General features: G+C 62.2%; 21 protein-coding genes. 16 read left to right on the plus strand and 5 right to left on the minus strand.

What is annotated here, in order from left to right; genetic code table 11:
- Positions 1 to 37 precede the first annotated feature (37 nt).
- The 3 genes from CVM52_RS00095 to mhpA form a co-directional block, all read right to left on the minus strand.
- Positions 38 to 706 (minus strand): GntR family transcriptional regulator, encoded by a 669-nt coding sequence (locus CVM52_RS00095; protein ID WP_172720860.1) that lies wholly within the window; start codon positions 704 to 706, stop codon positions 38 to 40.
- Between the two features lie 136 nt (positions 707 to 842).
- Positions 843 to 1,712, minus strand: coding sequence for an SMP-30/gluconolactonase/LRE family protein (locus CVM52_RS00100; RefSeq protein ID WP_100160694.1), 870 nt, complete (start codon positions 1,710 to 1,712; stop codon positions 843 to 845).
- The gene (mhpA, locus tag CVM52_RS00105) at positions 1,709 to 3,313 is read right to left on the minus strand and encodes a bifunctional 3-(3-hydroxy-phenyl)propionate/3-hydroxycinnamic acid hydroxylase MhpA (protein ID WP_172720861.1); all 1,605 of its coding nucleotides are present in this window, start codon (positions 3,311 to 3,313) and stop codon (positions 1,709 to 1,711) included. Before mhpA ends, CVM52_RS00100 begins: the two co-directional genes overlap by 4 nt.
- A gap of 144 nt (positions 3,314 to 3,457) precedes the next feature.
- Between mhpA and CVM52_RS00110 the strand changes: the two genes are divergently transcribed.
- The 7 genes from CVM52_RS00110 (at position 3,458) to CVM52_RS00140 (ending at position 11,134) form a co-directional block, all read left to right on the plus strand.
- A complete protein-coding gene (locus tag CVM52_RS00110; RefSeq protein WP_100160696.1) occupies positions 3,458 to 4,333 on the plus strand; it encodes a fumarylacetoacetate hydrolase family protein in 876 nt (291 codons plus the stop codon).
- Positions 4,334 to 4,372: 39 nt separating this feature from the next.
- On the plus strand, positions 4,373 to 5,329 hold the full coding sequence (locus CVM52_RS00115; RefSeq protein ID WP_100160697.1) for a VOC family protein: 957 nt from the start codon (positions 4,373 to 4,375) through the stop codon (positions 5,327 to 5,329).
- Between the two features lie 528 nt (positions 5,330 to 5,857).
- Positions 5,858 to 6,835 (plus strand): sugar ABC transporter substrate-binding protein, encoded by a 978-nt coding sequence (locus CVM52_RS00120; protein WP_172720862.1) that lies wholly within the window; start codon positions 5,858 to 5,860, stop codon positions 6,833 to 6,835.
- A gap of 30 nt (positions 6,836 to 6,865) precedes the next feature.
- Complete coding sequence (locus tag CVM52_RS00125; protein WP_100160699.1) at positions 6,866 to 8,416, plus strand: sugar ABC transporter ATP-binding protein; 1,551 nt, start codon at positions 6,866 to 6,868, stop codon at positions 8,414 to 8,416.
- Entirely contained in the window at positions 8,413 to 9,351 is a 939-nt protein-coding gene (locus CVM52_RS00130; protein WP_100160700.1) for an ABC transporter permease, read from the plus strand. Before CVM52_RS00125 ends, CVM52_RS00130 begins: the two co-directional genes overlap by 4 nt.
- Before the next feature lie 2 nt (positions 9,352 to 9,353).
- Positions 9,354 to 10,352, plus strand: a complete 999-nt coding sequence (locus CVM52_RS00135; protein WP_100160701.1) for an ABC transporter permease — start codon at positions 9,354 to 9,356, stop codon at positions 10,350 to 10,352.
- Between the two features lie 11 nt (positions 10,353 to 10,363).
- Positions 10,364 to 11,134: a glutathione S-transferase family protein gene (locus CVM52_RS00140; RefSeq protein WP_100160702.1), complete on the plus strand. Its 771-nt coding sequence runs from the start codon at positions 10,364 to 10,366 to the stop codon at positions 11,132 to 11,134.
- 70 nt (positions 11,135 to 11,204) lie between these two features.
- Here CVM52_RS00140 and CVM52_RS00145 read toward each other — a convergent pair whose 3' ends face one another.
- Both CVM52_RS00145 and CVM52_RS00150 read right to left on the minus strand, forming a co-directional pair.
- Positions 11,205 to 11,999, minus strand: coding sequence for an NAD-dependent epimerase/dehydratase family protein (locus CVM52_RS00145; protein ID WP_100160703.1), 795 nt, complete (start codon positions 11,997 to 11,999; stop codon positions 11,205 to 11,207).
- A gap of 17 nt (positions 12,000 to 12,016) precedes the next feature.
- Positions 12,017 to 12,238, minus strand: a complete 222-nt coding sequence (locus CVM52_RS00150; protein WP_133119758.1) for a hypothetical protein — start codon at positions 12,236 to 12,238, stop codon at positions 12,017 to 12,019.
- 152 nt (positions 12,239 to 12,390) lie between these two features.
- Between CVM52_RS00150 and CVM52_RS00155 the strand changes: the two genes are divergently transcribed.
- The 9 genes from CVM52_RS00155 (at position 12,391) to CVM52_RS00195 (ending at position 22,110) form a co-directional block, all read left to right on the plus strand.
- Positions 12,391 to 13,122 (plus strand): FadR/GntR family transcriptional regulator, encoded by a 732-nt coding sequence (locus tag CVM52_RS00155; protein WP_100160705.1) that lies wholly within the window; start codon positions 12,391 to 12,393, stop codon positions 13,120 to 13,122.
- Between the two features lie 77 nt (positions 13,123 to 13,199).
- A complete protein-coding gene (kdgD, locus tag CVM52_RS00160) occupies positions 13,200 to 14,105 on the plus strand; it encodes a 5-dehydro-4-deoxyglucarate dehydratase (protein ID WP_100160706.1) in 906 nt (301 codons plus the stop codon).
- A 121-nt stretch (positions 14,106 to 14,226) separates the two neighbouring features.
- A complete protein-coding gene (locus CVM52_RS00165; RefSeq protein ID WP_133119759.1) occupies positions 14,227 to 16,041 on the plus strand; it encodes an FAD/NAD(P)-binding protein in 1,815 nt (604 codons plus the stop codon).
- 345 nt (positions 16,042 to 16,386) lie between these two features.
- The gene (locus tag CVM52_RS00170) at positions 16,387 to 17,103 is read left to right on the plus strand and encodes a GntR family transcriptional regulator (RefSeq protein ID WP_100160708.1); all 717 of its coding nucleotides are present in this window, start codon (positions 16,387 to 16,389) and stop codon (positions 17,101 to 17,103) included.
- Complete coding sequence (locus CVM52_RS00175) at positions 17,100 to 18,572, plus strand: xylulokinase (RefSeq protein ID WP_100160709.1); 1,473 nt, start codon at positions 17,100 to 17,102, stop codon at positions 18,570 to 18,572. Before CVM52_RS00170 ends, CVM52_RS00175 begins: the two co-directional genes overlap by 4 nt.
- A gap of 16 nt (positions 18,573 to 18,588) precedes the next feature.
- On the plus strand, positions 18,589 to 19,398 hold the full coding sequence (locus CVM52_RS00180; protein ID WP_172720864.1) for a BtpA/SgcQ family protein: 810 nt from the start codon (positions 18,589 to 18,591) through the stop codon (positions 19,396 to 19,398).
- Positions 19,398 to 20,174, plus strand: coding sequence for an SDR family NAD(P)-dependent oxidoreductase (locus CVM52_RS00185; RefSeq protein ID WP_100160711.1), 777 nt, complete (start codon positions 19,398 to 19,400; stop codon positions 20,172 to 20,174). Before CVM52_RS00180 ends, CVM52_RS00185 begins: the two co-directional genes overlap by 1 nt.
- Positions 20,171 to 21,118, plus strand: coding sequence for an ABC transporter permease (locus CVM52_RS00190; protein ID WP_100160712.1), 948 nt, complete (start codon positions 20,171 to 20,173; stop codon positions 21,116 to 21,118). The genes CVM52_RS00185 and CVM52_RS00190 overlap by 4 nt, the downstream gene beginning before the upstream one ends.
- Positions 21,119 to 21,159: 41 nt before the next feature.
- Positions 21,160 to 22,110, plus strand: a complete 951-nt coding sequence (locus CVM52_RS00195) for a sugar ABC transporter substrate-binding protein (protein ID WP_100160713.1) — start codon at positions 21,160 to 21,162, stop codon at positions 22,108 to 22,110.
- Positions 22,111 to 22,135 lie beyond the last annotated feature (25 nt).

Consider the following 22,135-nt stretch of genomic DNA (forward strand, 5'->3'; position numbering starts at 1 on the left):
CGGCGCAGGGCCGGGCGATCGGTTTTCGATCCGTGACCTAGCCGGCTTTTTCGACGATGCCGGATTCGACGATGATGTCGGTGGTCCGCTGCAAGTGATCTGCCATCAATTGCTGCGCGGATTTGGCATTGCGGGACAATACGGCATCAAAGATGGCCTGATGTTCCTCGTTCACGTTGCGCTGTTGCCGCGCCAAGGGCACGGACAGCGCCCGGTAACGTTCGCTGTGCTGGTACAGCAATGTGCGGATTCTCAATAACCACTCATTTGCACATCCCATGACCAGAGAATTGTGGAACACTTCATGCGCATCCACCCATTTGGGATTGATGCGCGTGACATCGCCGGGATTGCGTTCGGGAATGCGCAACAGACGATGGTGCGCGGCGACAATGAGCGTTTCCATCTCGATCGTCAGACCTGCCACCGACTGGGCCAGGCACTCACTTTCGATAAATATGCGGGTCCGCGTCAGGTTGACCAGGTCCTCTGACGAAACCGCGGGCACCGTATATCCCTTTTGCGCGGTCGATACTGCCATGCCCTCGGCCGACAGCCGGGCCAAGGCTTCGCGCACCGCGCCCAGGCTGACTTCGGCTTCGCTGGCAATGTCATTGATGCGTAGCCTCTGCCCAGGGGCATAGTTGCAACTTAGAATTGCCGCCTTGATCAACTCGTAGGCGGATTGTGTTTGCGTGCTGCTCATACGCGTGGCTCGAACCATAGCGGGGACATTGCGCGTCCTTCAGTGGCATAATATTTTTTGGCGGGCGATACCTATTTTTTACTTAGTACGGGAAACGCCTGCCGTCGAGGGTGTACCCCGCAATCCCCCGCAGGGTTCAACGCCCAAGAGGCGGCTCAGGGGCCAGCCGGGAGGATTCGACAGCTGGCTGTTCGGTTTCGGCCATGGGTAGCGAAAAGACGCTGCCGTGGCGTTCGGGCGGACCCTCCGGCAGGGTCTTTAACGTCGCCGCGCAGAGAAAAAGGCGCTCCCGGTCCGCAGCGCAGGAAATTGCCATCTGTCCCGGCACGTCGATCTGGAAAAGATGGTCACCATCCGCCGACAGGCACAAGAACCGCTCTTCGAACAGCAAGGGCACCCAGAGACGCCCCAGCCGATCTTGGCACAGCCCGTCCGGATGCCCAGGCAGTTTGGCAAGGATGCGCCGGTCCTCGAGCGCGCCGTCCTGCCCGATCCGAAACGATGTAAGCTGTTTGCCAAAGGTTTCGCAGAGGATCAGCCGATTGCCGGCGACAATCATGCCATTCGGGAAAAAGACATCTTCGGCGACGACGCGACAGCCGTGATCAGGATGAAAGCCATGAATGCGACCGCGGTTCACCGGCTCGTCCTGGCCAAAGGCAAAGCCGGTCTCGCCCACCCAGGCCCAGCCGTCCGGACCCACGATCATATCGTTGAAATTCCCGTTCAGCCCGTCACCAAGATCAAACAACAACTCGGGCTGCGCGTCCCCGCTCCAGCGGTAAAGCCGCGCGGCCAATGAGGTTGCGTAGAGCAGATCGCCGCCCGAGGTGAAATCCATTCCCGCCGGGCGCTCGGCAACGCTCAGCACGGTTTTGGCATCCTGCCCGTCTTGCACCTGCGCGATGCGGAAATTGTGCACGTCTGAAATCCACAGCGCGCCGCGATGCCAGCGCGGCGCTTCGGGCCAGGAAAACCCCGTCGCCCAGGTGGCAAGGCGGTTCATGTCGCACTCGCCTCGGCCGCGGCGGTCAGGCACAGCCCGGACAGCAGATCGTCCACCAGTCCGCCCAGATCCGCAGGGGTCTGCGCGGTGCCGAAGAGGTAAAAATCCGGGCGTGTCAGGACCGCGCAGATGCCCTGTTCTTCGAACCAGCGGGCATAGTCGCCCTCGGCATCGCGGGCTGACCCGCCGCCATGATCCCCGACCGAGACGATGCTGCCGCCGATCCTTTCGAGCCCCTCTTTTTGCTGCGGGTTCAAGATCTCGTTCGGGTCGAAGCCAAGGCCGAGCAGGGTAAAGCCGGTGCCAAAGACCGTATCGGCAAGCAGCACTTTGCCAGCCGTTTCGACCCGGCGTTGCAGCGACAGCGTTCCAGCCAGGTGCAACGGCGCTCCGGCCGCGTTTCGGGCGATCACGCCCTGCCGAAGCTGGGGAAAATCCGGCATGGGGGGGAGCCAGCCCTGGCGGAATTTTCGGTCGCGCTCCTCGGCCTGGGCCGGATCCAGCGTACAGGGCACTTTCCCGGCTTCGAGCGAGATTCGGGTCCATGCCTCTGTGTGCGGCGAGCGTTCGGGTTCATAGGTGTCGAGCAGCGCGTCGCTGGCGATGCCGCGCCGGACCAGATCCATTTTCCAGGCCAGGTTGACCGCGTCACGCATGCCCGAACACATCCCCTGACCCATGAAGGGCGGCATCGTATGGGCCGCGTCGCCAGCCAGGAACACTGGCCCGCGGCGCCATTCCCGGGCGTGCCGCGCTTCGAAGGTATAGACCAGCTGGCGCACGATTTCGAGGTCGTCCGGACCCATGCCCAGCTCGCCCAACAGCCGCCAGGCCGCTTCTTCTGTCAGCAGGCTCTGCGGGTCTTCGCCCGGCAGCACCGCCCATTCCCAACGGCGATGCCGTTTGCCAAGCGGCAGAACGGTTGTCGGTCGCCGTGGGTCACAAATCTGTCCGCAGTCAAATTCGAAAGCCAACTCGCGTTTCTTGCGCGCGTCGATCACCAGCCATTTTTCATTAAACCCAAGGTCATCGCGTTCTATGCCCAGCGTCTGCCGCACCGAGCTGTTCGCCCCGTCACAGGCCACCAGGAAGCGTGCGGTGAAGGTCTGGGTCTCGTCTGTCACGACGGGCACATGACTTCCCGGCGCGGTTTCGGTGCGCGCGATGGTACAGCGCACGCCGCCGCCGGCTTCTTCGAAGGAAACCAGTTGCCAACCCAGGAAATCGGTGTTCGAGGGCGCGGCGGCCAGCTTGCGGCCAAGCGCGTTCTCGAACACCGGCTGAAACTGCATGTAGTCGGAATTGTAGCCCGAGACGCTTGTCTCGCCCCAGTCGAATTCCAGCAATGTTTCGCCATGTGCATTCACCCACACGTATTCGGTGGTTGGATAGCAATCGGCCAGCACGTCGTCGACGATGCCGAATTTCTGGAACAGCCGCATGATTTCGTGATCGACATGGCCCGCGCGCGGCAAGCCATAGAGATCGCGGTGTTTTTCGATCACCGCGGTCTTCATTCCGTGCTGGGCCGCGCTCATCGCCATGGTCAAGCCGACCGGTCCCCGACCGATCACGGCGATATCGTAGTCAAATGAATCCATGTCCCCGGTTCCTCCTCCCGTTGCCGTCAGACTCATGTCCCGGCGCAAGCCGGCAAAGTCGAACATTGTCCATAAAATATATTTTTAGTTGACAAAAAGATCAAACAGAAAATACCGTGGCGCCAGACTTGAAGGAGGCTTCCAATGAAATTTGTCAGATTCGAACGAGACGGAACCGAATATCTGGCGGTTGAACAAAACGGCGCGTTGCATGGTCTGCCGGTGACCGACCGCGCCTTTCCCGGCACCCTCGACGACCTGATCGGGGATGCGGAGGCGCTGGCCGCAGCGGGCCAAACGCTGGCCGCGGCCCCCGCCCTGTCAGATGCGGGCGCCCGGTATCTGCCGCCGTTCGAACGGTCGGGCAAAATTCTTTGCGTCGGATTGAACTATAGCGATCATACCGAGGAATCGGGCTATGATCAGCCGGACTATCCCACCATTTTTGCGCGCTTTTCCAGCGGCTTGATCGCCCATGAAGCCCCGATCGTCCGGCCGTCGCTCTCGGAAACGCTGGACTACGAAGGTGAACTTGTCGCGGTGATCGGCACGCCGGCCTCCAAGGTTTCGGAAGGTACGGCGCTGGATCATGTCGCCGGCTATTCGATTTTCAACGACGGGTCGGTGCGCGAATTTCAGCATGTCACCCCGCAATGGACGCTGGGCAAAAATTTCGACAACACCGGCGCGTTCGGTCCCTGTTTTGTCACCGCAGGCGATCTTCCCAAGGGCGCCTTGGGGCTGACGCTGGAAACCCGGTTGAATGGCGCGGTGGTGCAATCCGCCAAGATTGACCAGATGGTCTTCTCTGTGGCGAAGCTGGTGTCTATCCTGAGCCAGAGCATGACGCTTATGCCCGGCGATCTTTTGGTCACCGGCACGCCGTCTGGCATTGGTGCCGCCCGCAAGCCCCCGCTGTGGATGAAGGCGGGCGATGTCTGCGAGGTCGAAATTGAAGGTATCGGGGTGTTGCGCAACCGGATCGTGGACGAACCCGCCAAGGCTGCGAATGCCGCATAGGCACACGGTCCGGGCGCGCAGACAGGGAGGAGACTTTGAATGACCGCAATCACCGGCTTTATCAGGCCTTCCCGGCGACAGGGCGTTCTCGGGGTACACTCGATGGACCATTTCCACATGGAAGTGCCCGACCTGGAAGAAGCGCGCCAATTCTATCAAGCCTTCGGTTTGAGTGTCCGCGAGGACGGCGATGGGCTTGGCCTGTATACCTTTGGCAATGATCATCGCTGGGCCAGCCTGTCAGAAGGGCCGCGCAAGAAGATGTCGTTCTTGTCTTTCGGAGTTTTCGAAGACGATTTCGAACCGTTCCGCCGCCACGTGGAATCCCAAGGCATCGCGCTGAGAGACGCGCCGCCGGGGTTCGAATGCAACGGGTTCTGGTTTCACGATCAGGACGGGAACCTGATCGAAGTGCGCGTCGCGGAAAAAACCTCGCCGAACCAGAAATCCACGGTCAGCAATGTTTCGGTCCCTGCCAACCAGCGGGGCACCGTCACCAATTCCAACGCGCCGATTATTCGGCCGCGCCGCATGGCGCATATGCTGATCTTCACCCGCGACGTACCCAAGGCGATCGAGTTCTATCACCGGGTTCTCGGGCTGCGGGTGTCGGATACGTCGGGCGAGGGCATTGCCTTCATGCACGGCGTCCATGGCAGCGATCATCACCTGATCGCCTTTGCCAAGTCCGGGGCACCCGGATTGCACCATTGCAGCTGGGATCTGGAATCGATCGACCAGATCGGCCTGGGTGCCATGCAGATGGCGGACAAGGGCTATGACCGGGGCTGGGGCCTGGGCCGCCATGTACTCGGGTCAAACTACTTCCATTACGTGCGCGATCCCTGGGGCAGCTATTCCGAATATTCTTCGGATATCGATTACGTCTCGGCCGATCATGATTGGGAAGCCGGCGATTTTGCCGCCGAAGACGCGTTTTATATCTGGGGACCAGCTGCGCCAGATGATTTCGTGCACAATTACGAGGCCGACTGACCCACGCCGAGATACCACCGCCCTTCGAACAATCGCGCTTGGCAGCGGGGGCGACAGCCGCCGGTGCCCGGGGGCGGTGTTTTTTATCGGGCGCCTGCGCGGCGGCCTGCAGACGCAATCGCGGCCCTTGCATTTTCCGGGCCTGCCGGCATTCGGTTGACCAGCCAGCCGCCAGGCTGATCAACAGTCGCTTTTGCGACATTGGGGCAAGTCGACCCAGACAGTGTAGATTCTCAATTCGCTGATTCCGCGGGCCAGAATTCCGCCACACACCCGCGGAACACGGAGGAACCAAGCAACAGGTCACCACTGTTTTCCGGCCCGTTCGAAATGCTCAACGCAGCGATATTGCGCGAGAGCACAAGTGGTTATCGGCAAAACCAGTTTGGCCACGAGCGTGGAATTCAGCCGACCATAAAATATATTTACAAGCTAGTAATATTTATTACTATGAAAAACGTATCGTGCCGAGGCATGATCGGGAGGAGCGGCCGAGGAGGCTCGCGGGAAATCCAGGGAGGAACGACAATGAAGACTTTGCTCTGCAAACCGGCAGCACTTGCACTGGCTTGTGCCTTTGCCGCCAACACTGCCAGCGCCGAGAACGCCAAGACCATTGCACTTCTCGTCGGGCCGACACAGGACGCCTTCATCGGCACTTGGGTGGCCACCTTCGAAGCGGGGGCAAAGGCGCAGGGGATGGATGTCAGCGTGTTTTCCAGCCCGTTTGACCCCGCACTTCAGGCGCGCCAGTTCGACGACGCCGTTGCGCAGAACTTCGACGGCATCATCTTGCAGGCGATCAGCCAGAACGCCATCGTGCCCAGCCTCACCCGCGCCAAAGAAGCCGATGTGCCGGTTCTAACCGCCATGGCGCCGCTGGCCGAGGACAGCAAGACCTTGGCCTATTCCTATATCGGGGAAGATTCGACTACCCTTGGCACCCTGGCCGCCCGCGCCATGGCCGAGGCCCTGGCCGCGCAGGGCAAGTCCTCGGGCCGCATTGCGGCGATCACAGGGGCGCTGGCCGAAGGCGTGGCGCCGCTGCGCCTGGACGCCTTCAAGAAAACCCTCGCGGAACTTGCGCCGGATTTCGAGATTGTTGCTATTGAAGATGTGAAATGGAATCCGGTCACCGGCGAACAGGTCACCGGTCAGCTGCTGGCGCGATTTGCGGGCACCGGCGGGCTTGACGGCATCTACGGTATGAATGACCGGCTGGCCAATGCCGCGGTGCAGGCCGCGGAAACCGCGGGCATCGCGCTTGGCGGAGATGACGGTCTGATCATCGTGGGTGGCAATTGCCAGGCCCCTGGCATTCAGGGGATCATGGCCGGAACCATAGCCGCGACCGTGGAAATGTTGCCGGCAGTCTCGGCCAGCACCGCCGTACAGGTGATGCAAGACCTGCTGAACGGAGGCGAGGTCGCGCCGGAATATTTTGAACAACACGTGATCGTCACGGCTGACAACCTCGCCGATCATGCCTCGGCCTGTTCGTACTGACGCCAGCCCAGCCGGGTCAGGATCACAATCATGGACACCCCCACAGCAAGTCTGGAGGCGGCGCAGAAACGCGCCCCTTCCCAGCCGGCGCCCCCTGTTCTTTCGGTGCAGGGCTTGGCGCGGCGCTTCGGTGCGATACAAGCGCTGAGCGACGTATCGCTTGACCTTCGCTCTGGCGAGCTCCGGGCGATACTGGGCGAAAACGGGGCGGGAAAAAGTACTCTCGTCAAGATCCTCACCGGCATCCACATGGCGGATGCCGGCGAGATTCAGATCGATGGAGCGCCCGTCAGGCCCGCAAACCCCCGCGAGGCGCAGGACCTGGGGATCAACCTGGTCTCGCAAGAGCTGAGCGTCTGCCGGGGGCTATCGGTTTTCGACAATATCCTGCTCGGATTGTCGGATCTGCCGATGTTTCACCGCCGCCCGGAATTGCGACGCCACGCGCGCGCAGCGCTGGACAGCATCGGTGCCGGCCATATCCCGCTCGACAAATCGGCCGAAGACCTCTCGACCGGCGAGCGTCAGCTGATCGAGATTGCCCGGATGATGAGCCGCGACACCCGTGTGCTGATCCTGGACGAGCCAACCGCGACCTTGTCGGATGGGGAAATCGCCTCGATCATGTCTGCGCTGCGCAAGCTGCGCGCCAACGGCTGCGCCATTCTCTATATCACGCATCGCCTGGGCGAAGTCTTCGACGTGTGCGACACCGCCACCATCATGCGAAACGGCGCAGTCGTTTCGGACGGTCCGGTTGCCGAGCTCGACAAAAGCCAGTTGATCGAACTCATGCTCGGCCGCTCGCTGGGCGACATGTATCCCGCCCATGAACCCAAGGGCGGCAAGCCGATGTTGCAGGTCACAGGGCTGCAGATACCCAACCGGACCGAAGCGGTCAGCTTCTCGGTGCCGCGCGGCCAGATCGTCTGCCTGACCGGCCAGCTGGGATCGGGTGCCGAAGATGTCGTGCGGTCGCTGTGCGGCCTGGTCAGCGATGCCAGCGGAACGATCTCGGTCGATGATCAGGTTCTGCCCCTGGGCCGGCCGGAAAAGGCGCTGGCTGCCGGGATCCGCTTTGTCTCGGGCGACCGCGCCGAAGAAGGTATTTTCATTCAAGAACCGGTCTGGTCCAACCTTGTTGCAACGCGGCTGCGCCGCCGGTCGCAGGTGGGCTGGCTGAACCTGTACCGCCTGCGCAAGGAGGCCCGGGGCCTGGCCGCGCATGTGGGCGTGGATTTGTCCCGAATGGCAACCCGCGCCTGCGACCTCAGCGGCGGCAATCAGCAAAAACTGGCCTTCGGTCGATGGGTCGACGATCACGGCGGCAAGGTCATTGCCATGATCGAGCCAACGCGCGGCATCGATGTCGGGGCGCGGGCCGAAATCTATGCCTTGATGCGCCGCTTTTGCGAGCAGGGCTATGGCCTTGTGATTGCCTCCACCGATTTCACCGAAGTTCTCGGTCTGGGCGACGTGGTCGTCACGATGTTCCGGGGACGGGTGATCAACAGCTACAACGCCGACGCCATCGACATGCCCCGGCTGATCGCTGACGTCACGCATCCGGAGGCCGCATGAGTACTCTTCTCTTGTCTCGGCGACTGCCAGTTGCCGCCGATCGCATCGCGACCGCGATCCGCATCGCCGCCATCGGCTGTCTCGTCCTCTTCGCGGTGACCACGCCAGGGTTCCTGTCGGCGCCGGCCATCCGTTCCTTCCTGACCACCATGTCCTTTGTCGGCTGCGTGGCTGTCGGGATGAGTTTCATCACCATCGGCGGCAGCCTGATGTCCTTCAGCCTCGGGGTCGGGCTGTCGGCAACCACCATCGTCTTCGTCGCCGCCCTGCCGCTGGGACTGTGGCCGGCGGCCGGGCTGGCCATTCTGTTCAGCTGCCTGCTGAACGGGGTGCAGGGGCTGGTGATCGGCTATCTCAGGGCCAACCCGATTATCGTGACGATGGCCTCTTTCGCGCTGATCACAGGTATCGCAACCCAGATCACTGCAGGGCGCGGCATCTACGCCTTCGGAACCGAAACCGCCGCTTTCAAGGGCAACCTCGGGCCTGTCCCCCTGCCGCTGGCGGTGTTTCTGGGGGTGGTCGTCGCCGGGCAGGCCATACTGGGGCACACGCGGATCGGACGCCAGATCATTCTGACCGGGTCCAACCCGCGATCGGTCCTGGCTGCGGGCATCGAACCCTGGCGCCCGATCACCTGGTCTTTTGTGCTGGCCGGGTTCTTCACCGCATTTGCCGCAATTCTGATGGCCGCACGCTATGGCTCGGGCGATCTGCAACATGGCATCGGCATGGAATACCATGCGATCTCGGCCGTGCTGGTGGGCGGCACCGCCATTCACGGCGGCAGCGGTTCGATCCTGCGCACCTTTTTCGGCACGCTCATCATCGCGGTATTCCAGGCCGTCTTGGTCCTGCGCGGCTTCTCAACCGAGCTTCAGCATCTGGCCCTGGGGGTGCTCGTGTTGCTTGTCATCATTTTGCAGCGGAAGTGAGGATGCTCATGCAACAGATCTCGGGCAACAGAAGCATGCGCCCCTTTGTCGTCCTGGCGGCGGTGGGGCTTGTCTTTCTGGCGCAGGGGGGATCGACGCTGGTTTCGGCCTCGCTGGGCTATAGCATCCTGCAGCAATTCGCGACCCTTGGTCCGATCGCGCTGGCCCTGGGCCTGACCATGATCATCCGGCATTTCGACCTGTCGGTGGCGGGTCATGCGACGGTGGGGGGCTGTATCGCGGTTACGCTGGGCGTGGCCAGTCCGATCGGCGGCATCGCCGCTGCTGCGATTTTTGGCCTGCTTTTCGGCGCCCTCCAGGGCGTGTTGATCGTCTGGCTGCGGCTGGGTTCGATTGGCGTCACCCTTGGCGGGCTGCTGACCTTGAACGGCATTGCCTATGTGATCACGGGAAATCAGGAAATTTCCCTGCAACGGATGGAGCTTGCCCAGTTTGTCGACGACCCGCTGTTTCTGCTGGCCTCGCCACGTTTCCTGCTGGCGGCGGCACTGGTTGTGCTGGCAGGTTTCATCGCCGCGCGAACCCGGCTTTGGCCTCAAATCCAGGCAACCGGCAGCGACCCGCAGGCCGCGGTTGTGGCCGGCGTCCCGACCGGGGTGATCACCCTGGTGATCTTCGCGCTTTCCGGCCTGCTCAGCGCCTGCGCCGGCGCCTTGCTCAGCTACAGCCTGGCGGCGGCCTCTCCAACGGCGCTGTCCAACATTCTGGTGCCGGCGGCGGCGGCGGCGATCATCGGCGGGGTCTCGCTGGGTGGCGGGCGCGGTCATCCGGTCGGCATCGCTGGCGGGGTATTGGTGCTGTGCACTCTGCAATCCTGCCTGACCGCCATCGGTGTGAAACCCTTCGCTCAGGACATCGTCACCGGCGCGGTGCTGCTTGCGGTCGGCATCAGCGACAGTGTCGAGCTGAAGCGCCGTCTTCACGATTTACGCCGCCTCCTGCCCGGCCGGCCGCGGCCGCGCCCGACTTCCGAACTCTGAGGGAGAAACAGATGGAACTTTACCACAACGATATGTCGGTCTGTGCCCAGAAGGTGCGGGTGACCATCGCCGAGAAGAACCTGAGCCCGATCGAACATCACCTCAATCTCGGGGCCGGGGACTCGCACACGCCGGCCTATCTGCAACTGAACCCGAAGGGCGTCGTGCCCACGTTGATCGACAAGGGCAGGGTGATAGTCGAATCCACCGTCATTTGCGAATATCTTGACGACGCCTATCCCGAGATCCCGCTGCGGCCCAGCGATCCCTTTGAACGCGCGCAAATGCGCAAATGGACATTGGTGCCGGATGCCGGGCTGCACCTGTGGTGTTCAACCGTCTCCTTCGCCATCGCCTGGCGGCACCAGGACCGCAGCGAACAGATGAAGAAATGGACGCCCCAGGTCCGGGCCGAGCGTCTGGAGGCGATCAACAGCGGTCTGGATGCCCCACTCGTCAAGCCCCACCTGCACAACTATGTCGGTGTGCTGAAAAAGATGGGCGAGGCGCTGCGATCCAACACATGGCTGACCGGCGGGTCCTACGGTCTCGCGGATATCGCGATGCTGCCCTATGTCTGTCGCTTGGATGACATGGCGCAAAACTGGATCTGGGAAGAGAGCGACGACATGCGCCCGATCACCGATTGGCTGGAACGGTGCCGGTCCCGGCCTGGCTATGCGGGGATTGCACGGCATTACAACACCGCCGTGGTCGCGAATATGAAACAGCACGGAGAACAGGCGATCGACAAGGTTAGGGAACTGTTGTCGACCGATTAGTGCCCTTCGCCGGCGCCGGTGCATGGCAACCGGCGATCAGCTATGTGGCATGGTGCAGAAACGGCATCGGTCAATCTTTGTAGATCGGTTCCGCAATGAACTTGCCGCCCTGATAGACGCTTTCGGGCGCATCCTTGGGCGGGCATGGCGCGGCGGCTTCGATCTCGGCCCGGAAGGTTTCGGAATTGTCCTTGGGCCGCCAGCCGATCAGCCGCGCCGTTTCGGTATTCCACCAGCCTTCGTCATTGTCGGACACGCCCCAGATAATCGGGCAGCCCAGCATCGGAACCCGGAACACGCATTCGACGAGTCTGACAAAGTCATCCGGCGACAGCCAGGTGGCCAACATCCGCCGGTCGCGGGGCTTTTCAAAACACGACCCGATGCGGATCAGCGCCGTCTCTTGCCCGAACTTGGAATGGTAAAGCGACGCCATCGCTTCGCCGAAACACTTGGAGACACCGTAAAGGCCATCGGGTTTCTGTGGTGCCGTAGTGTCGATCACCTCGTCCTGGCGATAATACCCGATGGCGTGGTTCGAGGAGGCATACAAGATGCGCGGCAGGCCATGGGCGCGGGCGGCTTCGTAAAGGTTGTAGACGCCGGTGATATTGCCGCGCTGAATCTGATCCCAGGGGCGTTCGACCGATACGCCGCCCAGGTGCAGAATACCATCGCAATCCTGGACCAGATCATGCACTGCGTCCGCGTCTGCGAGATCGCAGTTCACGACCTCTTCGCCCGGCCCGGCGGGGTCAAGATCGGCGATGTCGGACAGGCGCAGCACATCGGCCAGATGCCCAAGGCGCGCTCGCGCCAGCCGTCCAAGGTTTCCGGCCGCGCCGGTGATGAGCAGTCGTTTCAAGGCGTCAGCTCCTTATTTCAGTCGTAGGGAAAGGTCATCGAGAGAGCAGGCATGTGGGTCGTCAGCATCGGTGCGATCCGGCATTCGGACGTTTCAACCACTTCCGCCGCAACGCGCGCAGGCACGAGGGAAAAGGGGTAATCCTCCAGGCGATTGTTCCAGCCGCTTCGCGACTCGGCAGGTGCGGGAACAGTCACGGCCGCGATGGCGCCGCTCAGGACCAGCTGGGTAAAAATCATCGTTGTCCCCCCAAAGGGCCATGCGGTGCGCCCGCGGATGACGGGGGTATGGCGAAACATCATATAAGCTGTCAACACATATGATACGTTTGACGAAGGTTTGACAAAATCATCGCGATTCCGCTTAAGGTCTATGGCAGAAGGATAATGGCATGGCCGAGACCACACAAAAAAGAACTTCTCCCGGCGGCAGGCGCAATCTGGTATCCGAAGTCGCGTCCGGCCTGCGCGGCCGGATCGAGAAGGGTGAATTCGAGGTCGGGGATCGCCTGCCGTCCGAAGCGCAACTGACCGAGGCGTATTCGGTCTCGCGCACCGTTGTGCGCGAAGCCATTGCCGCGCTTCGTGCGGATGGATTGGTTGAGCCGCGCCAGGGCGCGGGCGTGTTTGTTCTGGAGCCGTCCATCGGTATTCAGCGCCCCTTCCAGATCCTCGATGTGGACAAGATTTCATCTATTATTGAAGTGCTTGAGCTGCGCACCGCGGTTGAAATGGAGGCCGCGGCGCTGGCGGCGACCCGCCGGTCCCCGGCGCAGGAAGAAGAGATCTATGAAGCGGAGGCCGAGATTCGCGCTCTGGCCCAGACGGGCGAGGACACGACCGAAGCCGATTTCCGTCTGCACCGCGCCATTGCGGTTGCAGCCAACAACCCGCGCTTTGCCGAATTCCTTGATCTCATGGGGCCATCGGTGATCCCGCGCTCGGCCCTTCAGGCCAGCGGCGCGCATCGCAGCCCCGACAGCTATATCAGCCTGATCTCGAGCGAGCACCGGGCGATTGCTGACGCGATTGCCGCCGGTGACGCCGACGGCGCCCGCGATGCCATGCGCCATCATCTGAAGGGAAGCCAGCAGAGATATCGGAACATGCTGCGCAAACCCTAGGATTCATCATACAAGTTATTGACACTTGTCTGGCGGCTCGAGTAGCTCTGGTCCCGAACCGAACACCGGAGCACATCATGGACCCGCAACACCTCAAGACTTCGCTGGGCTCAGGCCTTCTGTCTTTCCCCGTGACACCGTTTGGTGCGGATGGTGCCTTCAATCGTGCGGTCTATGAAGATCACGTCGGCTGGTTGTCCAGCTTTCCCGCCGCGACCCTGTTTGCCGCGGGTGGCACGGGTGAGTTCTTTTCGCTGAAACCGTCGGAAATCCCGGAAATCGTGCAGGCGGCCAAGGCCTCGGCGGGAGATGTGCCGATCGTATCGGGCTGCGGCTATGGCACCGAAATCGCGGTTGAAATCGCGCAGTCCGCCGAAGCGGCCGGGGCGGACGGTATTCTGCTGATCCCGCACTACCTGATCGATGCGCCGCAAGACGGGCTTTACGCGCATGTCAAAAAGGTCTGCGATTCCGTGGGCATCGGGGTCATGGTGTACAACCGTGACAATTCGATCCTGCAGCCTGCCACGCTGGCGCGCCTGTGCGACGATTGCCCCAACCTGATCGGGTTCAAGGACGGGTCGGGCGACATCGGGCTGGTCCGGCAGGTCACCGCCAAGATGGGCGACCGGCTGATGTATCTCGGCGGTATGCCCACCGCGGAACTTTTCGCCGAAGCCTATCTGGGCGCGGGCTTTACCACCTATTCCTCGGCCGTGTTCAACTTTGTCCCCGGCCTTGCCATCGAGTTCTACGACGCGCTGCGCGCCGGCCATCGCACCCGTTGCGAAGAGATCCTGAACGGGTTCTTCTATCCCTTCATGGAGATCCGCAATCGGTCCAAGGGCTATGCCGTATCCGCGATCAAGGCCGGTGTCCGCCTGCAGGGGTTCGATGCCGGGCCGGTACGATCTCCACTTACGGATTTGAACGAGGAGGAGATGGGCATGATGGCGGACCTGATTGCGCCGTACAAAAGATGAAGCTCGACGCCCTTCGCATCCACCGTCCGGAACATCGTCGCGCCTCGGGGTTCAAAAGCGCGTCAACGCGGTTCGACCATCGGCAGCATCATCTGTCGAGATAGTCTGCGTTGGCGGCACCGTGGGCTGGATTGAATGCCTCGGCCGGTTCAGTATGCTTTCTCGGCAGCTCGGGAAACGTCCCCGGATGCAAAATCCGCGACGTCGCTGTCTGCTGGCCATTGGCCCGAACGACGCTCGGGCTAATTCATCAGCGGTCAGGAACACAGAGGCGGATGCCATGGACATGCTCAAGGATCGCAGGATCGCCGTTGTCGGACTCGGCCCGCGCGGCGTCGGTGCGCTTGAGGCGCTGGCAGGTCTGGCGGAAAAATTTGGGATATGCGTTCCGGTGGACCTGTTCGACCCGCACCCCGCTCCCGGTGCCGGGCCCAATTTCGATCCGGCCGAAAGCGATCTATGCCGGTTGAACATCCCGATGCGCGACATTGATTTGCGCGCGCCCGAAGCGATGGGCCTGGCGCCGCTGTCCGAATGGCTGGTCCCGCCGATCGATCGCGATTCCTTCCCGCCGCGACCGCGGCTGGGGGCATATCTGCAGCACCGTCTCGACGCGCTGATGCGCGCCCCGGGCCTGACGCTGACAAATTACGCGGTGCAGGTGGAGAACGTCAGCCGCAGAGGGCAGGCATGGCATCTGAAAGCCGGCGGGGTTTGGCGCGGGCCCTATCGCGAAGTCCTGCTTGTGCCCGGTCAGCCTGCGACCAAACCTGATGGTCAGCTGGCGGCCTGGCAGGCGCAGGCAGCACGGTTCGGCGGAATTCTGGCGCAGGCTTACCCGGCGCGGACACTCCTTCAGCAGGCGGAAGCCTGGACTGGAAAAATGGTTGCCGTGCGCGGCTTGGCGCTGTCGTCCTTCGATGTCGTCCGGGTTCTCACCCGAGGGATGGGTGGGCGCTTTTCCAGCGCGGGCTATCAACCTTCGGGGCGTGAACCACGTTGTATCATGCCGTTTTCCCTCGATGGCCAGCCGCCTTATCCCAAACCCGGGACCGCGGAGATCGACGCAGATTTTGACCCGACATCGGACGAAACGGCGGCGTTTCGCAAGGCGCTGGCGGCCGCCGTAAACGACAGCCCCGATGCGGCGCGGGACCGTATCACCGATGCGATGATCCGGCCGGTCCAGCGCATACTGGCACGCTGCGGCGCGAAAACGACGCGGAACGCGGTGCCCGACTGGCTTGCCACGGAATGGGCGGATCCCGGTGCTCAGGATCGTGGCGCGGCGGTGGACTGTCTGATTGATGGTATCGCCATGGCCGACGGCAACCGCCCGCCGTCTGTCGGCTATGTCGCTGGACAGGTCTGGCGCAAGTGGCAAGACACGTTGCGGCAGGGCTATAACCCGGCAGATACTCCGCCAAGGACCGCGGCACTGATCGTCGCTTTCGACGAAGGCCTGAAACGGTATTCCTATGGGCCCCCCGTCGACGCCTGCCGAGAGCTTGTGGCTCTGATCGAGCTTGGCCTGGTCTCGACCGATCTGGCCCGCGATCCGGATATCTCGCTGGTTGACGGCGGGTGGCGGCTGAGTGCCGATGGTCGCAATGCGACCGCCGAGGTGATGATCGACGCTGTGCTTCCGTCACCCGATCCGCAACAGGTCACCGACCAGATGATCTCGGACCTGATGCAAGACGGCTGGCTGACAAAGCTTGACGATCTGGCAGCACGCACCGGCCCCGACGGTCGCCTGATCGGGCGGGATGATCGGTTTGCCCCGGGCCTGAGCCTGCTGGGACGGCTCGCACTTGGCAGCGTGATTGCCGTCGACAGCCTGCACGATTGCTTTGGGGCGGCGTCACACCGATGGGCCGAAGGCGCCCTGTCGCGTATCGCCCGGCCCGCCGCCGCTCAAACTGCCGAACATTGAGGACACGTTTCCTCTGCGAAACTTGCCCAAGCGCTTCAAGGCGAAGATGGGCCCCCGACGAGCAATGCTTTGGGGGTGGTCGCGTCGCGCCCCAACAGAGCTGCTCGCCTGTGCCGATCCATGATCGCGACGAGGTAAGGTCACCAGCGCCGCATTGACGGTGGGGTGATGGCTGGGCTGGCGGTGCTTTGTCTCGGCAGCGGCCGCTTGTCCGGCAGAGATATAAGTATGATACAAGTAAGGCCATATATATTTCTTAATATATTGTAATTAAATGATTTATCTAAAATACATGTTCTTGACCTGTGTTTTTTCCCTTCAATAGCCTCAGGGCAGGAGAACGATATGCTCTATCGAAATGTAGCGGTGCAGATCAGGACGGAATTCGGCGATGGCCGTTTCTCTCCTGGAACATTGCTGCCATCTGAGAACGATTTCGTCGAAGCCTTTGCGGTCAGCCGGACCACGGTGCGCAAGGCACTTCGCGCGCTTGAGGAGGAGGGATTTATCGAGCGGCGGCAAGGGCAGGGGACGTTCCTGAAGAAGGGCGCGCTGACCCGCAGGGTGTCCAGCGGCATGGACTTCCTGTCTCACACCAGCCTGTCGGGCGTGCGGCCGGGCACGCGGCTGGTGTCGTATCGCCGGCGCGTCCGCAGCATTGCCGAGCAGACCCTGTTCGAAACCGCCGCCGCGGATGAGGTGTTCGAACTGGTGCGCCTGCGGCTGCTGAATGGCGAGGCCTGCGTGTTGCAGACCTCGGTGCTGCCCTTCACCAAGCTGACCGAACTGCCGCGTCGCCAGTTCGAATCACGCTCGCTCTACAAGATTGTCGAGCAGGAGTTCGGTGCCCGGGTTGGCCGGATCCGCGAGGTGTTGAGCTGTGCCATCGCCCCGGTCGAGGTGCGCGAGGCGCTGGGGCTGGACGATCCGACCGCAGTCTTCGTCTCGCACCGCATCGCCCATGATCAGGATGGCCATGTGATCGAGGTTTCGCGGAACTATATCCGGCCGGACCGCTACAGTTTCGTGCAGGAATCCAGCTCGGCCGAGGTGATGGCATGAGCCGGGTTCTGGCCTATGACCTGGGCGGAAGCAGCCTGCGTGTCGCGGTGGTCGAGGGGGTGTCGGTGCGGCGGATGGTGCGCATTCCGCAAACCATCGACCGCGGGCCAGGCGGCGAATTCGAGGCCGACCCGAACCTGTGGTGGTCGAATTTCTGCGCGGCCTGCCGGCAATTGCAGGCAGAGGGTGAAGACCTGGGGCAGGTCGATGCGGTGGCCGGTTGCGGGTTCACGCGAACACAGGTTCTGGTGGATCGGGCGGGCAAGGCCGTTCATCCGGCGATCACCTTCCAAGACTCGCGCGGCACCCGGGTGCTGGCAAGCTTTCTTGAACGCGCACCGGATGATCTGGCCCAGCGGGCCGACGGGCTGAGCCCCTTTCATCCGATCGTACGCCTGTTGTGGGTGCAAGCCCGCCGGCCCGAGGTCTGGGCGCGGGTCGACAAGGTTCTTGAGCCGAAAGATTTTATGAACCTGCGGCTAACCGGCCGGGTGCGGTCGGACCTGGTGTCGCAACAGGTGATGAGCGCGTTTTTCGACGTGATCGAGGCGGATCCTCTTGCGGCGCGCGCCCTGGGTATCGCGCGCGAGATCTGTCCCGAGCCGCTGAGCCCGTTTGCCGAGGTTGGCCGGGTTGGGGGCGACCTGCCCGAGGAGTTGGCCGCCCTTGCGGGCAAACCGGTCTATTGCGGTTCAAACGATACCTGGACCTGCGTATTGGGGAGTGGCGGCCTGAACCCAGGGGCCGCCTATGGCATCTCGGGCACCTCCGACGTGTTCGGTGTGATCACCCGCGAGCGATACGAGGCGCGGCAGTTGCTGACCGTTCGCTGGGGTCCCGAACAATGGCAGCTGGGCGGTCCAAGCCAAGGCGCGGCGACCAAGCTCACCTGGGCACGCGACCGGTTCTTTCCCGGCGTTCCGGTCGAGCAGGCCCTGGCCGAGAGCTTTGCCGGGGCCGGGGACCCGCCGCTGTTCCTGCCCTACCTGGAGGGCGAGCGCACGCCCTTTTGGGATCCGGACCTGCGGGGCGCCTTTCTGGGCCTGAATGGCACCCATGACAACGCCGCCCTGCTTCGCGCTGTGGCCGAGGGGCTGAACTTTCTGTCGCGGTTGATTTTGGAGCGCGCCGAAAAGGCGACCGGCGAACAAGCTGCGCATGTCTGTTTCTCGGGCGGGTTGGCCAATAACGCGCATTTGTGTCAGCTCAAGGCCGATATCCTGGATCGCGCCATCTTTGTACCCCGCTCGCCCGAGTCCGGGCTGATCGGGGCAGCCCAGCTGTCGGGCAATAGTTCGTCGGACATCGGTCGGATCACCGCTTCAATTCTGACCGACGGCACCTGGTACCGTCCCTCGGCCCAGTGGCGCGACCGCTATGACACCTGGTTCGACCTCTTCAAATCCTCGACCGAAGTTGTCCGGGACACCTCCCGGCGGCTGGCGCGGGCCTCCTCCACACACAACTGAACGAATAGGCAAGAGAATGAAAACGCTGTTCAAGGATCGCTACAACCAGGACAAGTTCATCGTGGGTATGGTGCATACCTTGGCGATGCCCGGTTCACCCATGTACGATCGTACCGGCGGTATGAGAAAGCTGGTCAAGCAGGCCAAGAAAGAGGCGAAGATCCTGCGGGATTGCGGCTATCACTCGGTGATGTACTGCAATGAATCCGACATGCCCTACATGCCCGTGATGGCGCCCGAGACCGTCGCGGCGATGACCGACCTCGTGGCGGAATGCCAGGCCGAGATCGACCTGCCTTTTGGAATCAACATGCTGATCGACCCGATCGCGTCGATCTCGATTGCTCATGCCACGGGTGGCGAGTTCGTGCGCTGCTTTCTCACCGGGTCCTATGTGGGTGATATTGGCCATGTGGTTCCAGACGGCGCACGGGCGCTGCGATTGCGCGCGGATCTGCAGGCCCAGGACATCGCGCTGATCTGCAACGTGACGCCCGGATTCTCGATCACGCTGGACACTCGCCCGACGCCGCAGGTTGCGTCCGGCGCCGTTTTCCTGGGTCTGGCCGACAGCGTCTGCGTGTCCGGGCCGGCGGCAGGTCGCGAAGCCGACCTGAGCAAGATTGCCGACACTGCCGAGGCCGTGCCGGATACGCCGGTTCTGGTCGGCACCGGGGTCAGCGCCGAAAACATCCTGCGCATGGCCGAGGTCTCGGACGGATTCATCATCGGATCGTCCATCAAGGTCGATGGTCAGACCCTGAACGAGGTCGACCCGCGCCGGGCCGAAAAACTGATGAGCGTGTTCAACAAGGAATACGCGTGATGCCAAACGCGCAAGACAGGCCTGTTGTCCTGGTCACCGGCGCCAGTGGTGACATCGGGCTGGCCACGGCGCGTGTCGCGGCCGGAATGGGCTGGCGGATCTTCGGCACCTCGCTTGGGGTGACCGACGGTCTGGCCCAAATTGTGGGTACGGACGGGCTGGCCTTGGCTGCCGATCTGACCGACCCGGAAGCGACGCGGGACTTGGTTGAAAAGGGGTTTGCGCATTTCGGACGCCTTGACGGGCTGGTCAATTGCGCAGGGGCCTCTTCCGTCGCGCGCTTTCACGAACAGGACACCGAAAGCTGGCAGACATTCCTGGATATAAACCTGTCTTCGGCCTTCTACGTCACGCGCGCCTTTATCGACATCTGCCTGACACAGCCGCCTTCTCCGCGCTCTATCGTGCTGATCTCATCCCTGGCGGCAATCAGCGGCGGAGCCAACCCGGCCTATGGCGCGGGCAAGGGGGGTGTCTGCACGCTGACCTACAACATCGCCCAGACCTACGGGGCCCATGGGTTGCGTGCCAACGCGGTGGCCCCCGGGGTCATCGATACGCAGATGGTGCGCCAGGCCTTCCCCGGTGAGAAATTTGAGCAACTTGAGCGCGCTGTCAGTGCCCGGACGCCGGCAGGACGCCTTGGACGGCCCGAGGACGTGGCGGAACTGTGCGGCTTCTTGCTGTCAGATCGGTCTTCGTTCATCACCGGCACGGTCACCAATGTATCCGGTGGCTTCGAACTGGTGCCGCCGATCGGGATGAATCTGAAATGAACGCCAAACAAATCATCGAGAAATACGGAACGCTTCTGGCTGGAGTGGCCGTGTTCATCTTTCTGGCAATTTTTGCCAATAACTTTGCCTCCGGTGCCAATCTGTTGAATGTTCTCAAGCAGGTCAGCTTTTTAAGCATCCTGGCCATGGGCTTTACCTTCGCCCTGATCACTTCCGAGCTGGACCTGTCCTTTGCCAATGTCTGCAGCCTGTGTGCCGTCATTATCGGCTTTCTGATCATGAGCGACGTGCACTGGGCGCTGGCCTCGGTGGTGGGGCTGATCGCCGGGGTCCTTGCCGGCATGATCAACGGGTTCCTGATCACGGTGCTGAAGGTGCCATCCCTGATCGCGACGCTTGGCACCTCGGCGATGGCCAATGGGTTCGCCTTCATGATTACCGGCGGCGTGGCTTTTGTGGGGCGGTGGGACCCGAACTTCCTGTTCCTGGCACGGGGCAAGATCGGGCCGATACCGGTTCTGGTGCTGGTCATGCTGGTTGCGCTGATCGTGGCCGTTGTGCTGTCGACCCAGACCAAGACTGGCATTCAACTGCAGGCCACCGGTGAAAACGAGGAGGCGGCGCGCCGCGCGGGCATCAACACGCGTCGGCGCAAGGTGCTGGGTCTGACCATCTCGGGGCTAAGCGCGGGTGTGACGGCGATCTTGCTGACGGCGAACTTGTCCAGTGCCGCACCGCAAATGGGCGGCGATTACATGCTGTTGGCCATCGCAGCGGCCCTTTTGGGGATGACGATGTTTACCCCGGCCAAGCCGAACATCCTTGGCAGTTTTGTCGGGTCGCTGATCATCGTGATGTTGTCCAATGGGCTCGTGCTGCTGGGCGCCCAGTATTACATTCAGGACATCGTCCTGGGCATCATCATCATTGCATCGGTCGCCATTTCGGCCACAGTTCTGAAGCAGGCGGCTTTCAGCCTGTAAACAAAAAGAATATCAGACACTTAAACCAACGGGAGACTAAAATGAAAACCTCCAGACTATTGAAGCCCATCGCGATGGCCGTCGCGGGGATCACGCTGGCCGGTCAGGCCGCGGCATTCGAACTGGGCGTTGTCGCGTTCCAGATGTCTTCGGAAACCCATGCGCGCTGTGCCAACGCGGTCGAGGCGCGCGCCACCGAACTGGGCTGGGAGGCGCAGATCCTGAACTCCAACGGTGCCTTGCAAACCCATGCGGAACAGTTGGACAACCTGATCCAGAAGGGCGTCGACGGGCTGGTGGTCTGCATGTCCAAGCCGGTCGAGGCCGATGGGCAGTTCGAAGCGGCCAAGGCCGCCGGCATTCCGGTGATCTCGGTCATGAGCGGGTCGAGCCCGCATACTCTGTTTGACATACAGGTGAACGAATACGGTGTCGGCGCCGATGCCGCCCTGTACCTGTTGGGCATGATCAATTTCCGCGGCAACCTCCTGGTTCAGCGGTTCGAGGCCAATGCCGGCACCCGTATTCGCGGCAAGATCCTGGATTCCGTCCTGAGCGAGAACACCGCCGTTCAGATCGTCGGCGAGCACTCTATGGCCCGCACCCAGAGCTGGCGCGAGGACGTCCGCAACGGGATGCAGGCGCTGATCCTGCAGCAGACCGGGAATTTCGACGGTGTTTGGGCGTCCTTTGACGGCCAGGCCTTTGTCATCGATGATCTGCTGCTGGCGGCAGGGATGAGCAAGGGTGATGTGCCGCTGATCTCGATCGATGGCGGCGAAGAAGCGTTTCGCCGGATCAAGGATGAGAACTCGATGATGACGGCCACCGTTTCGATCCCCTTCGAAGAGATGGGCACGGCAGCGGTCGACGCGATGCAGGCCATTGCTGTCGAGGGGGTCGAGAAAGAGACGCTGGTGCCCGGACCCTACATGTTCATGAACGCGGTTCTGGTCGATGCCAGCAATGTCGACGAGTTCCTGAGCGAATAACAACACGATTGCACGGCTTGGGGAT

The sequence above is a fragment of the Pseudooceanicola lipolyticus genome, assembly GCF_002786325.1.
In the GTDB taxonomy this organism is placed as follows: Bacteria; Pseudomonadota; Alphaproteobacteria; order Rhodobacterales; family Rhodobacteraceae; genus Pseudooceanicola_C; species Pseudooceanicola_C lipolyticus.